Here is a 14,210-nt window from a genome sequence, read left to right as displayed (position 1 = left end):
TAAAATTTTATTAGCTATAATATATTAAATACATAAAATAGGTGAAACCAAAATATCCAAGCACCACCCTACCAATGGCTACATGTTGATTTTTAAAAAAATGTTGTTTTAAGAATGGGTAGATGATCACAATAGCCATCATAAACCATGATAAATATGCAAATCGATTAGAAAAATTGGCACGTATCACCAGTATCCAAAAAGCATTACATATTACATACACATTAAACAATTGATGATATAAAACATCTTCAAATTTTCGTTTAAAAATAAAATACCATCCTGCATATACTGCTCCTGCACTATAGATTAGAAAATCCCAACGAAATCCTGTTTTACCATAAGATTCTCCACTTGTATTTTCTGATAAATATCCCCCTAATCTTTCTTCTGCAAAACCAAGGCTTCCAAATAATGATTCCCAAAATCCGCCAAGTGCCAAAGACAAAGGAATAGCAACAAACCAAGCAATAATATAGGTTTTGGGTTTGTTATAAAAATACGCTAGTGCATAGGCTAATGCGGGTAACATCACTGTTTGATGAACAAGTGTTGCTAACACCATAAACGCTATCATTACCGGTAATCGTTTGTAGTATGACAATCCCAATAAAAATATTGAAGTTGCCATTCCATTTCGCATTCCGTTAACACCATAGGTCCAGAACGAAAATGAAATAATTAATAATAAAAAGCTATAATACCAGTATTCTTTAAAAAAAGATTTAGAAACACGATACAAGGGATATATATAAATCAACGCACAAGAAGCAAAGAAAAATTTTGCACTCATTACAGAAGAACAAAACTTCATAAAAAGATTAAAGGCTATGTCTTTATCTGTATTGGCAGGAGCTCCGTTAGCATAGTTTTTATATTGTATGTCATAGTTTCCCATATCACCAAATAAATAACTAATCGGCCTGAAACCCATGTATATTACAATAAAAAACAGGAGAACATATCCCATACCATTTATGAACGTAATATTTTTCTGATCATGCAATGATAGCATATAGGTATGCAATAAAGTAAACGTAACTATACCCAGGCATATATTAATATACACATCAAAATATTTTATTACGGGTATAAAATCAAACACTTTATATTGCTTTAGAAAGTAGTATTATTGTTTTTTCTCTTTTATTGCTTCTAACATTTCACCCACATTTTTCCATTCTAAAATTTGAGCACTGGTAAATTTGATACCAAAATGTTTTTCTATTTCTACAACCAAATAAATATGATTAATAGAATCCCACTCGTCAATATCACTCGCTACAGTTTCATTAGTAAGAGTAATATCATCATTTTCAAGAACTTCACGAAAAAGTAAGGTCAGTTCGTTATGAACGTCATTCATGATATATAATTATTAAAAGGTTTATAATGTAAAGGATTAAGTTTATATATATTTTTTGTTTCTGAAGCATTAAAAGTTAATTTCTCTAATAAATCAGAAACCAGTTTATTTTTTGGTGTCTCTAAATATTCGCTAACAATCAATTCTGCTCCTCTATCAAGTACATTTGAAACGATAGTGTTCATCGCATAATGTTCTACTCCACGCTTTAGCACTCTACAGCTCATAATCCAGGTATCGATAAAGAAAGAACCATCTTTGCTCTTCTCTAAAATTATAACCGAAATTAAACCATAATCACCAAACTTATCCTTTAATTTCACAGAGTATGTGAGATGATTTTCAGAGGTCATGAATGCTGTGATATCATTTTCTGTATATCGCTTCGTTCTTAAGTTAAACTGGTTGGATCGCTGGGTAAGTTGAGCTATCCTGGAAACATCTTTTTCTGTAAAGCTCTCTATCTCACCTTGCATCTCTAAAGACTTCAGGTAATCATCCATATTGGTCACCGAAGATATTAGCTTTTTACGTTCTGCTTCTTGTTGGTATTGTGCCGTTCTATCTTTATCATTATCAGAATACGAAGCTGTTTCGAATAAATTTAAGCTTGTTAAATAGGGTACGTATAAAGCAGGGTCTTCGGGTAATTCGGGTACAGTAACTTCGGGTAGACTTTGTCTTACGATATCTCGCTCAGCCGGGTTATCATCGATAAACACCATAGAATCAAAACCTATATTTAGAACTTCTTGAATGTATCGTATATTATCTGCCTTATTTTTCCAATTGGCGACAAACACAGAGATATCTTTTAGTCGAAGTACCATTTCGCTATGTTTTTCGAAAGGTTCTTTGGCTACCTCTTCGGTGTTTTTAGAACATACCGCTAAAATAATGCCTCGTTCTTTAAGTTCTTTAGCCCATTTTTGAAGTTTAGAGAAGGCTTTCCCTATTCCTAATGATCCTACCTGGATATTTTCTATTCCGTCGTCTCCAATAATACCGCCCCAGGTCGTATTATCCAGATCCAGGATCAAACATTTCTTAAAACTTCCTTTTAGTGCCTTAACAAATTGAGTAATATGATGAGTTAACACTGCAAAAGTATCAATAGAGTAGTGTAAATCTGAGTTAATAAATGCTGGCCAATCCCTATAATCGTTTATACCTTGAAGGTATTTATTAATTTCAAAGACATAGAAATCTTGTACCTCATCAGCAAGACTCATCATATCATTATTGATCTTCCATAGTTGTTTATAAAAACTATGAGGTATTTTAGAAAACAAGTTTCCATATAATTGATCATCAATTAACTCATAAGAAAAATAAATAATTTTGGCCTTAGCATTATTTGCTCTTATAAGGGATATTCTGTTTTTAACCGATTCGTTGACATCTTTATAGAATTGAGCCCTACCTTGATTATCTTCTATTGCATAAAATTTATCTTTAAGCTTTAATGCAGATTCGAAAATAATGATAACCTCGGGGTCAAATTCATACAGACCAGATTCAGCATCTATAATTGTAATATCTATTTGATCATAATCTGATTCATACACCTGAGTATCAAACCCCGCAACGGTTAACTGATTCTTTAATGCCTTAGAAAAAAAAGTGGTGGTATGATTACCCAAAACAGCTACTTTAACTTCTCTAGCATTTGAATCTATTTTTTTAGCTTCTTTCTGTAGTGCCCTAAAACTTAAAATTGGTTCCATATTTCTTCTTACTCTTACTACTTATACTTTTAATACCGACTTAATCGAATCACTAACAATTTTACTAAAATACTTGCTTCCCTCTTTATCAAGATGATGACCATCGTATGTTTTAAACTTCAATTTTGATGTTCCATTATTAAAATTAAAATAACGGGCATCGTGCTTGTTGCACACTTCATTTATATACACATCAAAATCGGTAAAGAAAGTATTCTCGATCTCTAGAAAATCATCGTCTATAGGAGTTCTTACTATAAAAACCTTACCATGCTCTTTAAGCGATATTAATAACCCTTCTAAACTTTGTAATCGTTTTTTAGATACCTGATAATCGTCTACAAATCGTAAAAGCATATCTTTTTGAGTCTTTTTCCAGCTTAAAAAAGTTGCACTATCCTCTGGAAAATATCTTTGCTCTAACCAACCGTCTTTGTGCATCTTTGAGTTCTGTCTAAAAATCCCTTTAAAATGAAAATAACTCAAATTTTTCAGAAAGTACTCATAATTCGGATTCATTGATACGTTTACCATGTTATGCGGTGGTTGGTCAACTTCTCTAAATATTTCTTCTCCTCCATCATCTGGTATTTCGTTAGCCAGCATCCATGGCGTAATAGAGATGATAAATATTCCATTTTTGGTATCTGAATCTAACTTTTTAAATATACTCTTATTATAATGTGTGCCTATGGGTGCTTGCGATACTGTAAAGCTATAGTTGAAAAAAGGTAATTCTTTTCCTAAACTTTGTAATTCTTTATCCAATATCTTAGGCTGAAGACCTTGCATGCTTCGCGAACCACCAATAATCATTGATTTGGCTTTTGGGGTAGTAAACTTTGTATAGAAAAAATCTACATATCCACCAAAATAGATAAGAATCATACTTGTAATTACAAAACAAGTGAACGAATATATAGTTGCTTTTAAAAGAAATTTTTTCATAGTCCCCTAAAATTGAAAATAAATAAACGGTGCTGGTGAAGCGCCAAATAACAGAATTAAAACAAAAAGAAACGTATAGATAAAACCTCTTGCCATCGGGAAATTGATTTTAGAGATCGATAATCCATGTTCTTCATTTCTTTGAATCCATTCACACAAAATTAATAAAGGAATCAACCCTAAAAGAATAATATTGGGCAGTGCAACGTCAAAAACAGAAGCTGTAAAAAGACCTTCAAAAATACTCACTATATAATCTATAGCATGTGACAGACTCTGTGCTCTAAAAAAGATATAGGTTAAACAAACCATAGCAAAAGTAAGGATCATCTTATGAAGATCCTTTAATGAGCTTGTATTCTTGGCTCCTTTATTAGTAGAGATTGCGGTAAACCTTTTTTTAGAAAAAATGATCGGAATATAAAACAGACCGTGTAACCCACCCCAAACAATAAAATTCCATCCTGCACCATGCCATAATCCAGACAATAAGAACGTAATAAAAACGGCAGAAAAAATACCGTATTTCTTATAGTTTCTAAGATCCACTGCTAACGGGGTAAAGACATAATCATTAAGCCAACTGGATAAGGATATATGCCATCTTTTCCAGAAATCTGATATGTTAACGGAAAAATAGGGGTAATTAAAGTTTCGTTTAAATTTAAATCCAAATAGTTTAGCGACTCCAATTGCGATATCGGTATACCCACTAAAGTCGGCATAAATTTGAAATGCAAAAACAACGACTCCTAAAATTAAGGTTCCACTGGACTGATTTCCGTAATTTTCAAAAATAGTATTCACATAAGGTGCACAATTATCTGCAATAACCACCTTTTTGAAAAGTCCCCAAAGCATCTGGCGTCCACCATCTACTGCAGTTTCATAATTAAACTTTCTTTTATTAAAAAATTGTGGTAATAGATTAGAAGCTCTTTCTATAGGACCCGCCACAAGTTGAGGAAAAAAGGCCACAAATGTAGCAAAAGCGACAAAATCTTTGGTAGGCTCTAGTCGTCTCTTACTTATATCTAAAGAATACGACATGGTCTGAAACGTATAGAAAGATATACCTACAGGTAATATTATACTTAACGAATAGTAATCCATTTCATACCCCACGGTATTAAATGCGTCAATAAAAGAAGTAATGAAAAAATTGAAGTATTTAAAAAACCCTAATAAGCTTAGGTTAAAACCCATAGACAACCATAGCCATCTTTTTCTTCTTTTCGGATTTTCTTCTTTATGAATTTGAAGGCCAACAAAATAATCAACTATGGTACTCAATAAAATTAAGGAGAGAAACCGCCAATCCCACCATCCGTAAAACACATAACTTGCGGCTAGTAATAAGAAATTCTGATATCTCAAATTTTTATTAATCACAAACCAATACAAACAAAACACTATTGGTAGAAATAAGAAAAATTCTATTGAGTTAAAAAGCATATTCGATATTCATTAATTGTTTAGACCCCTGGTTTTTATACGTTAATCATTTTTGTGACCCCTCATTCACATCAATTGTTTTAATCACTTTGGCCGGATTACCTACTGCAACAGAGTTATCCGGAATACTTTTAGTTACGACTGCTCCTGCACCAATAATGCAATTATTGCCAATCGTAATATCGCCTATTATGGTACAATTTGTATACAGCTTTACATGGTCTCCTATGACAGGCTTTTTTCCCTCTTTTTCTCCTATGGTTACTAATTGATTAATGTATAAGCCTTTACCTACTTGTTTTGCATTAATTATTGAGCTATATGGGTGTGCTAAAATCACTCCTCCATCTATTTTGGTATGCATGTCGATGGTAAAGCGCTTATCACGAGGATAAAATATCCTAAGTATATTGCTAAAAAAACCTGTAGTTCTAAAATAAAAGAGTGTTCTAAAATATTTACTTTGGGATAAGCGTCTGGTTAAATCATACGCTACACGCATAGAAGAATTAGGTATTACATCTACACAATATACATCTTCTATAATGAGAGCCTTATTTTTACTACTCAAGAAAAGTATTAAATGGGGTAGAAAAAAAAGCTGATGTATTATATAAAATATCCTCATCGTATTTCTTTTTTATTTATAATCTCCTTATCCCAAATTGTCATGATCGCATCCAAAGTATATTTCTTTGCATTCACAAATCCATTTTTTGCCAATTGTATTCTTCGGGATTCGTTTGTAGTCATATCGATTAACTCTTCTACAAATAATTCTTGATTATCCATCTCTACAAGAACACCATTATGGTTATGGGTAATTATGTTTCTGGGACCCGTAGGGCAATCGTATGAAATAATCGGAAGACCACAAGACTGCGCCTCTAAAAGAACCATAGGAAAACACTCTGCAACCGAAGTCATCAAATAAAGACCATAGCTAGCCATTTTTTCTTCTATCGTATTAGTAGATCCTTTGATTTCTACATGATCAGATAGCTTCAATGTTTTTATTTTCTGTTTTAAGAAATCTACATCTTCTTTCTCCCCATCTCCATAAATTTCTAGTTTCCAATCTTTTCTTTTCTCAATAAATTGAGCCCAAATATCGATAAGAACATCAAAACGCTTAACTCCGGATATACGACCGGCAGCCATAGCGATTTTTTTTCTATCTGTATACACGGGTACTATATCTGTATTTACCCGGATAGGGTTTGAGATCGTTACCACATTATTGTATTGATAAAATGCCCTTTCTTCTGGGTTTAGCACTACCAAAAAATCAAATTTCGACTCCAAATAGCTTTCAAACCTTCGAAAGAGCGTTTTCTTACGCTTAGAAAGGTAAAATTTGGAGAAATGAAACTCTTTAAGAATTTTTGCTTTTGTTATTAATAAAGGAAAGAAAAAAGTAACCGGAATATGGTTTGCCACAATAATAATATCGGGTTTTATTTTTCTCAATTTCGATTGTAATCGAAAAAGGTTTTTAAGAATCTTTATTAAATTTTTCGGGCTAAAATAGCTAGAATACCGATGATAATTAATATCAAGATCATGAAGTTGTACTTCACTATTCATTGGATAATAAGGCTTTTTACCTTCTTGCTCTGTAGTGATCACATGCACCTCATGTTGATCTTGAGTAACCCAATAATTAGCCTTAAGGTAAATGAGACTTGTGATCCCCCCTATTTTGCAAATCTGATCTGTTAAAATAACTATCTTCTTCATTGGTATGATATTGTTTTTAGATGTACTACTGCAGTTACTAAAAACATATACAATATTACTTTAGTACTCTTTTCACCCTACATGCAAGTAAAAAAAGAGTTTTTTTATTGGCTATACTCATAAATAATTTCTTTTTCTTATTCATGCTATTTGTTGCTATAGGATAATTCTTATTACGCCTTAATGACACTATAATTTCGTCAATAAATTGTACGCTATATTTAAACCGAAAAAGGCTAAACATTAGTCCGTACAGAAAATTATCTACCCAAGGTTTAAACGCCTTTTTTCTTCCCGGATAATCAGATTCATTAAGATCCAAAAAAAAATTAATGTTTTCGGTTACCTTGACAGTGTCTATTGCTAACCTTTCTAAATGATCTTTAGACCTTATATTACTTACAGAACTATCATTTACTACATAATTATAGCCTACATCGCTAATGGTAATCACTTTTTCAGAAAAATAAAGCGACCTAAAACTAAAATCAAAATCTTCTGCCGTAATTACACCCGTATCAAACCGTATCTTGTTTGAAGTTACAACACTTGCATTTATAACTTTGCAACATACCGAGTTACTATATATCGATGAATTAATTAACTCTTCAGATGTAAAGGTTTTATCATCATAGGTAAGGACAGAAACCTCATTACCTTCTGAAGTAACTCTTTTATACCCAAACAAAATCATTTCTGGAGTTTGGTTTACTAAAGTTTCATAAATCTTCGGAATAAAACCATGGTCGATATAATCGTCTGAATCAATAAACCATATATACTGCCCTTTGGCTTTTTCTATGCCTACATTACGAGTATACCCAACTCCATGATTCTTATGTGTAAAGAGCCTTATGTTGTTATATTCGGTTTTTAGTTGTTCTAATAGTTGGAAACTACCATCTGTAGAACCATCATCAACAACCACTAATTCAATATCCTTATATTCTTTTACTTGATTAGCAACAGAACGTATACATCTATCTATAAAATTCTCTGTATTGTAAACCGGTATAATTATACTTAAAATCATGTTTAATCTTCTATTAATGATTTAAATAACATATCCCATTGTGGTACAATATTTTCGGGCAGGTATCGCTTTACATTTTCTTTTGCGGCCGTACCCATCGAAATCCTTTTTTCTTTGTCTTCTATCAAATCGATCAATGATTGACCGAAAGATTCTATATCCCCGTTTTTAACTAAAATCCCATCTTCGTTATGCAAAATAATATCTGAAGGGCCATGAGGGCAATCATATGATACAGAAGGAACCCCACATGACATCGCTTCTATAATTACCATTCCAAAACCTTCAAATCTTGAAGCCAAGACATGTATTGATGCCTCTAAAAATTTATCTTTAATGTTTTTTACCGGAGCACAAAACCGAACACTATCCTCTACTTCTAATTCTCTTGATAGTTTTTCGAAATCATGATCAGGATTTGAAGCACCATATATTTCTAAGCACCAATTTGGGTGTTTTTTTATAACTTCTTTCCAACTCAATAACAAGCGATCATATCCTTTTTGACCACATTGTTTTCCTACCGCAATAATTTTTTTATTATCGAGTGATGCTGTTTCTTCTGGAAAAAACGATAACGGATTAGAAATTACTTTTAAATTTTTTACGTCCCATTCTTCTAAATTACCATTGGTTAGAACCACAAATGCATCAAAACTCTTTGCTCCATAGTCCATTAGCATATATTTGATAGCAGTAACCATCTTTTTTTTGAAGCTTGGTTTCCAGACTTCTTCGGCAATTAACTTAGATACATGTCTTTCATAAATTATTGGGCATGACTTACCAATAATTTTGGGAACAAAAAACCCTTTTATTCCATCATCACATACGCAGATAACATCTGGATTTACCTTATCTACAGTATCTCTGATTCCTTTCCTGTATCCTTTAATATATTGGATAGGATTACGAACTACAGTCATATCATGAAATATGATTTTAGAACTAAAATCATAAAATAAAGATGCGTCCCCTTGATTAAGAGTTAAAATATGAACTTCATAACCTAAAACATCTGCCAGATAGCTAGCTTTTATAGACAACACACGCTCTAATCCTCCTGATCCTGATATGTTATTGGTTATATATAGTAGTCTTTTAGAATTCAAAATTGTTGGTGCTGATTAGTTCTTTTTTATAATAATATCCAGATACGGATAACAAAATCCTTTTGCTAAACCTTTATGGCAACTTCTTAAAAATTTGGTATACTTCACACCTTTAAGTCCATATTTTAAAAAATGTGATTTTTCAAACTGAGCGAGGCTACTTATCACATTAATGTCTTTTAGTGGTTGAATAGCAACTTCAAACTCATGATAACTCATACCTCGTCCCCATCTTAAAAACTTATTCATTTGATCATCATCCAATTCTCTATATAAATCCTTAAAATTATCTCGTTTAGAAAATTTAGAATAGTAAAAAGCTAAATCATCTGGTAGCCAGTCATAAAATGGTAATGCGGCTGTATGCGAATCAAAATACCATAATCTGTTTGGTGTTTCTATGACTGTTAAAAAGGAGTCCTTTTTTAAGATCCCCCATGCTTGTTTTAGGGATTCGATTCTTTCACTTATCGTCATATGCTCTAATGAAGCATAAAAGATTACAAAATCAAATTGTTGATCTTTAAAATGTTCTTCGATCTGGTTGGCATTAAGCTCTAAAAAATTAGCTTCCATATTCGCTAATTTTAATCTGTCTTCTGCAACTTTTAGAGCTCCAGCGTCAATATCGACTCCGGTTACCTTAGCTCCTTGTTCGGTTAAAGCCAATGTTGATATCCCAGTACCACAACCTATTTCTAAAATACTACACTCACTTAATGGCTTCGCTTTATCAAGCCAAGGGATAATACGGTTTCTATTGTAATTAAGCCTACCCATTAATTGCCCCTGAATAGCATCTTCATAAGCCGCCTTGGTTAATTGCTTTTTGGTATCACCCCTATCCAAATAATTCTTTTCAATAGAAACGATTAATTTTTCTGTTTGATCGTTACTAAATTGAGTATGATTCTTGGTATATCTTTTAGGAATTTTTAAAAAATATTTTTTAAGTGAGTTTAATATGAGTCGTTTCATAAAAGATGGTTTATTTCTGTTTCGTTGTGAAAAATTTCGTTTTTAGCGAATAAAATCTTTACATTTTTCTTTTAAAGGTTCTGCCAATTTATGGTGAAGCCCAAGGTTCGTGACCATAGTATCCAGAGTTATTTTCCCCTGAAGATCAAAGTTGGTTGTATAACTACCATTATCTGCAACATCTATTCGATTAAATAATTCTAAAATCCCATCAAAACGGCATGTATCAACAAAAGTATTGAAGGCATTAAGAAAAATAACCGGAGTACCCATTGCCAAACATGGCAATGCACAATGAATCCGAGATGTTATGACTAATTTAGCTTTAGCATATTTCTTTAAACAGTCTTCCGCATAGGCAAACTTTTCTTCTTCAGTATGAATTCCTGATGGTAATACTTGAGTAACGTAATTCGCTTTCTCTAGTACTTCTTTAGATACTACTTTTTTTAGATGTTTCTGCAGTTTGTTTAATTGAAACGCATCTCCTTTTAAGATCCCTCTAATTAAACTTTTGTATGAAAAGAACAGTTTTTCTGTGTTTGGATAATTATAAAAAGGATCTACAATATAGATTTCATCGTTACGCTCACTATCATCAACCTTGTAGTTATCAAGAGTTAACGTAAGACAGCCTGTAAAATAGGCTTCGATTCCTTTTTCTTGCAATATTTGGGCTGTATACTTATCTCTACAACCAATGGGTTGGTGTTTTTTAAGATAATCTATTCCTTTTGGTGTTAACATAAAAGGTGCCGCTGTAGAATTCATGTGAAATGACACAAAAAGCGGATCAATCTTATCAGAAGGCACCCAGTTATGAATATTATGAGTAAACCATCCATTCATGATCAATTGTGCCTGATCACCTGTATAATCTCCTAATTCTTCACGATTTAAGAGTTCATCAACTTTTGGTAAAAATTGTTTGGCACCCAAACTTTGAACATAGTCTCCTACGTTGTAACTTTTTTTACCTTCTTCATAAGTCAATAGGCCGTGCTTCATATTATAATTTTTTTAATATCTTATTTTTCTATACAATTCTCTTAGCCAAGGGAATTTATTTCTTATTATAAATCTAAGTTTTTGTTTTGTTTTCCTGCTTTCGGACTTTTGATTAATTATCCGATCCAGATCCAAAGTCATAAACCTTTCAATTTCTTTTTGTTCTATCTCTTTATCACGCAATATGAAAAACTCAGTACTCTCTGACGCTTTTATTTGCAAGCATTTCCATTCATATTTTAACCCTTCGGTCATAGCGCTATTAGGACCAAAGTTTTTAAATATTAATTCATATAAGTTATCAGGAACCGTGAAACCAAAATCATTTGGATTAGCACCAGACAATATGAGTCCGAACATAGTACGCTGGCATTTTGCACAAACATTACAGTTATACCCATCTCTATGTTCTGAATAACAAACTCTCAAGTTTATTGAAACATCATTTTGCCGTGAATATGCAACAATGTTGTCAATCTTATCCGTACGTCTTAGATGATAACCATCATGAACTACTTCGCTATTCGCCCATTTCATTTTTTCGTCTATATTCGGACTAGAACCCCAGCCAAAATCTATCTCTTCGGTATTAGACGATCCGATAAATATTTTACTTATGTTGAAATGATATCCTAACGGTGCTATGACCCCGATGAGTGCCATACCGTGCTGAATCTTACCCCACCACCCCAGGTCTACTAATAATTCTACCTGATAAGTATAAAAATCTCTAACATTGGTTTCGATGTAGAATAATTTATCATTGTTTACGATTTTTTCCTCTTCATTATAGCGCACAAAATCACCCCAACGTTTGGTATCGGTAATTTCCACATCAGCTCCATGAATAGAAACCAAATATGGATTTAATTCATAATTTCTGGTATATGATTCGAACGAGTCTAATCCTCCACTAAATAAAAGACATGTTTCTTCGCCTTTAATATTATTTTGGACTAATTTTTCAGCTTTTAAACTTCCTCCGAATTTTTTTTCAGGATGATATTTATTAAACTCTTCTTTTAAACTTGATAATGAATGATAAAAAGTTTCATCAACTTCTGGAACATGAACATCAAACCCTACGAACCATGCAATAGGCATTATATTAGACAGAAAAGGAATAACAGCCATACTATCAGGCACTTTACTTACATCAACTCCATATTTAACATAGTACGATTGATTTTTATCAAAAAACTTCTGAGTTTGATGATCCACAGAATAATCATAATTGATCTTCTTACCGTCTTCTGTATATGTTATTTCATGAAGTTTCACCATTTCTTATCAATTACTTTCTTTTCAATATCGCGGCTATCGGTTTTGTAAATAATTCTTTTTCATAGTCAAGCATCCCCATAAAATACATCAGAATTGCGAAAACTATAGTATATGTACTTCCTTTCAAAACAAAATTCAACCATCCGTCTCCAGGTATGTAATTAATCGCATACCCTATTGCAAGTAGAATGATTACGGTAATTACCGTTTTGTTCCCCAGTTCTTTAAAAAACCTTAGAATATTAAGTTGGATTACTCGATGGTAATAAAAATTCATTACATTTTGAACAATTACCCAACCCACAACTGATCCTAACATCATACCTACAGCACCATAGGGTTTAGCTAAAAACGCTCCTAATATGGTTCCTAAAATCAAAAATACCAGGTACAGAATTGCTTTGAATGCTAATTTGTTTTTTGCCTCTAGTATAGAATTTCCAAAACCTTGTACTAGTGGTAAAGTATATGCGCCCATTATAGCTAAAGCAATGATCCAAGACTCATAACTCCCTTCATACCCCAATGATCCTCCTACCCATAAAAAGACGAACTGTTTTCCATATAGGATAAAAGCAGTTAAAATGTACATTAGTACAATAAAAGATAACCTTCCTATTTTGATCATCATATCGGTAAGTTGTTCTCCTGTTGCATTTCCTACAGACATTTGCGTGGCTTTAGGTAGAAAAACACTAGATATCGCAGTAGAAAACGCACCATAATATGTCCCCAGGGTTATACCAATACCATATACAGTAAGTACCGCTGGAGCGCTCATTCTTCCTAAAACCCAATGTCCTACCTTCCACTGAAAAACTCCTACCAAGGCAAAAACAAATATCCAGACCGAATATTTTAGTATCTCTTTGACAAATTTTTTCTGTAAACTATGAAGTTTGAATCGTACATTCAATTTTTTGAATACATAATACCCCGTTATTGTAACCACAAAAACATTAAAAACGGTGTCTATAACTACCAAAGCAACAGCCTTACCTCCTATAAGAAGAATACCAACAACGGTGAGGGATCTTAGTACATATCGCACTATATTTAGGGTCTTCGGAAATACAAATTGCTCATATCCCGAACAAATAGCAGTAAAAGCACCACCAGGAAGCCTAAATGCAAGGTTAGCTATCAAAATAAGGAATAATGTTTTTGCCAGCTGTATTTCTTGAGCATCTAATTTAGTGAAATACGAATCTATATAATAGTAAAACGAAATACCAACGATAAGTACCAGTATCGATATTATTGAATAAATCAACATGGTTGTAGCTAAAAAATTCTCTTCACCCTGTCTATCTTTTTCTGCTCTATATTTAGCGACAAAACGTACAATCGTATTATTAAGCCCAAAATCCAGGAGAGAAATTGTACCTATTAATGCCCCTATAGTTATATATATACCATACTCATCTTTACCTAAACTCTTAAGAATAAAAGGAGTTAAGACCAATCCAACTACATTAATCAGAATGATCGTTGTATAGTTTAAAACTGCTCCTTTTTTTAATTGGCTCAAAGTGGTTGGTTTTTAGTGTTATTTAATA

General features: G+C 32.6%; 12 protein-coding genes and 1 pseudogene. All 13 read right to left on the bottom strand.

The genetic code is table 11. The features are described 5' to 3' along the window. Positions 1-10 precede the first annotated feature (10 nt). The 13 genes and pseudogenes from ABW637_RS14825 to ABW637_RS14765 all read right to left on the bottom strand — a co-directional run bounded on the left by ABW637_RS14825 (position 11) and on the right by ABW637_RS14765 (position 14,182). On the bottom strand, positions 11-1,105 hold the full coding sequence (locus ABW637_RS14825; protein ID WP_367585495.1) for an EpsG family protein: 1,095 nt from the start codon (positions 1,103-1,105) through the stop codon (positions 11-13). Positions 1,106-1,129: 24 nt separating this feature from the next. Next, on the bottom strand, positions 1,130-1,366 hold the full coding sequence (locus ABW637_RS14820) for an acyl carrier protein (RefSeq protein WP_367585494.1): 237 nt from the start codon (positions 1,364-1,366) through the stop codon (positions 1,130-1,132). Next, complete coding sequence (locus ABW637_RS14815) at positions 1,363-3,093, bottom strand: HAD-IIIC family phosphatase (RefSeq protein WP_367585493.1); 1,731 nt, start codon at positions 3,091-3,093, stop codon at positions 1,363-1,365. The genes ABW637_RS14820 and ABW637_RS14815 overlap by 4 nt, the downstream gene beginning before the upstream one ends. Before the next feature lie 21 nt (positions 3,094-3,114). Further along, the gene (locus tag ABW637_RS14810) at positions 3,115-4,041 is read right to left on the bottom strand and encodes a hypothetical protein (RefSeq protein ID WP_367585492.1); all 927 of its coding nucleotides are present in this window, start codon (positions 4,039-4,041) and stop codon (positions 3,115-3,117) included. Between the two features lie 6 nt (positions 4,042-4,047). Beyond that, a complete protein-coding gene (locus ABW637_RS14805; protein WP_367585491.1) occupies positions 4,048-5,418 on the bottom strand; it encodes an MBOAT family O-acyltransferase in 1,371 nt (456 codons plus the stop codon). Between the two features lie 124 nt (positions 5,419-5,542). After that, positions 5,543-5,719, bottom strand: a pseudogene (locus tag ABW637_RS21740) (hypothetical protein); the annotation flags it as partial. 401 nt (positions 5,720-6,120) lie between these two features. Next, complete coding sequence (locus tag ABW637_RS14795) at positions 6,121-7,236, bottom strand: glycosyltransferase family 4 protein (RefSeq protein WP_367585489.1); 1,116 nt, start codon at positions 7,234-7,236, stop codon at positions 6,121-6,123. A gap of 55 nt (positions 7,237-7,291) precedes the next feature. After that, complete coding sequence (locus tag ABW637_RS14790) at positions 7,292-8,269, bottom strand: glycosyltransferase family 2 protein (protein WP_367585488.1); 978 nt, start codon at positions 8,267-8,269, stop codon at positions 7,292-7,294. Between the two features lie 2 nt (positions 8,270-8,271). After that, complete coding sequence (locus tag ABW637_RS14785; protein WP_367585487.1) at positions 8,272-9,381, bottom strand: glycosyltransferase family 4 protein; 1,110 nt, start codon at positions 9,379-9,381, stop codon at positions 8,272-8,274. 15 nt (positions 9,382-9,396) lie between these two features. Next, positions 9,397-10,359 carry a class I SAM-dependent methyltransferase gene (locus tag ABW637_RS14780; protein WP_367585486.1) on the bottom strand — a complete coding sequence of 321 codons (963 nt, stop codon included), beginning with the start codon at positions 10,357-10,359 and terminating at the stop codon, positions 9,397-9,399. A 42-nt stretch (positions 10,360-10,401) separates the two neighbouring features. After that, entirely contained in the window at positions 10,402-11,367 is a 966-nt protein-coding gene (locus ABW637_RS14775) for a polysaccharide pyruvyl transferase family protein (RefSeq protein ID WP_367585485.1), read from the bottom strand. A 12-nt stretch (positions 11,368-11,379) separates the two neighbouring features. Continuing rightward, positions 11,380-12,651 (bottom strand): hypothetical protein, encoded by a 1,272-nt coding sequence (locus ABW637_RS14770; RefSeq protein ID WP_367585484.1) that lies wholly within the window; start codon positions 12,649-12,651, stop codon positions 11,380-11,382. A gap of 10 nt (positions 12,652-12,661) precedes the next feature. Beyond that, positions 12,662-14,182 carry a lipopolysaccharide biosynthesis protein gene (locus tag ABW637_RS14765; protein ID WP_367585483.1) on the bottom strand — a complete coding sequence of 507 codons (1,521 nt, stop codon included), beginning with the start codon at positions 14,180-14,182 and terminating at the stop codon, positions 12,662-12,664. Between the last annotated feature and the right edge of the window lie 28 nt (positions 14,183-14,210).

This window comes from Aquimarina penaris (assembly GCF_040786285.1).
GTDB lineage: Bacteria > Bacteroidota > Bacteroidia > Flavobacteriales > Flavobacteriaceae > Aquimarina.
Note: the sequence above shows the minus strand (reverse complement) of the source record. Positions and strands in the feature narration are given on the sequence as shown.

Coding starts and splice junctions, on each gene's coding strand:
- ABW637_RS14820 (WP_367585494.1), bottom strand. CDS start 1,366: ATGAATGACGTTCATAACGAACTGACCTTACTTTTTCGTGAAGTTCTT.
- ABW637_RS14815 (WP_367585493.1), bottom strand. CDS start 3,093: ATGGAACCAATTTTAAGTTTTAGGGCACTACAGAAAGAAGCTAAAAAA.
- ABW637_RS14810 (WP_367585492.1), bottom strand. CDS start 4,041: ATGAAAAAATTTCTTTTAAAAGCAACTATATATTCGTTCACTTGTTTT.
- ABW637_RS14795 (WP_367585489.1), bottom strand. CDS start 7,236: ATGAAGAAGATAGTTATTTTAACAGATCAGATTTGCAAAATAGGGGGG.
- ABW637_RS14790 (WP_367585488.1), bottom strand. CDS start 8,269: ATGATTTTAAGTATAATTATACCGGTTTACAATACAGAGAATTTTATA.
- ABW637_RS14780 (WP_367585486.1), bottom strand. CDS start 10,359: ATGAAACGACTCATATTAAACTCACTTAAAAAATATTTTTTAAAAATT.
- ABW637_RS14775 (WP_367585485.1), bottom strand. CDS start 11,367: ATGAAGCACGGCCTATTGACTTATGAAGAAGGTAAAAAAAGTTACAAC.
- ABW637_RS14770 (WP_367585484.1), bottom strand. CDS start 12,651: ATGGTGAAACTTCATGAAATAACATATACAGAAGACGGTAAGAAGATC.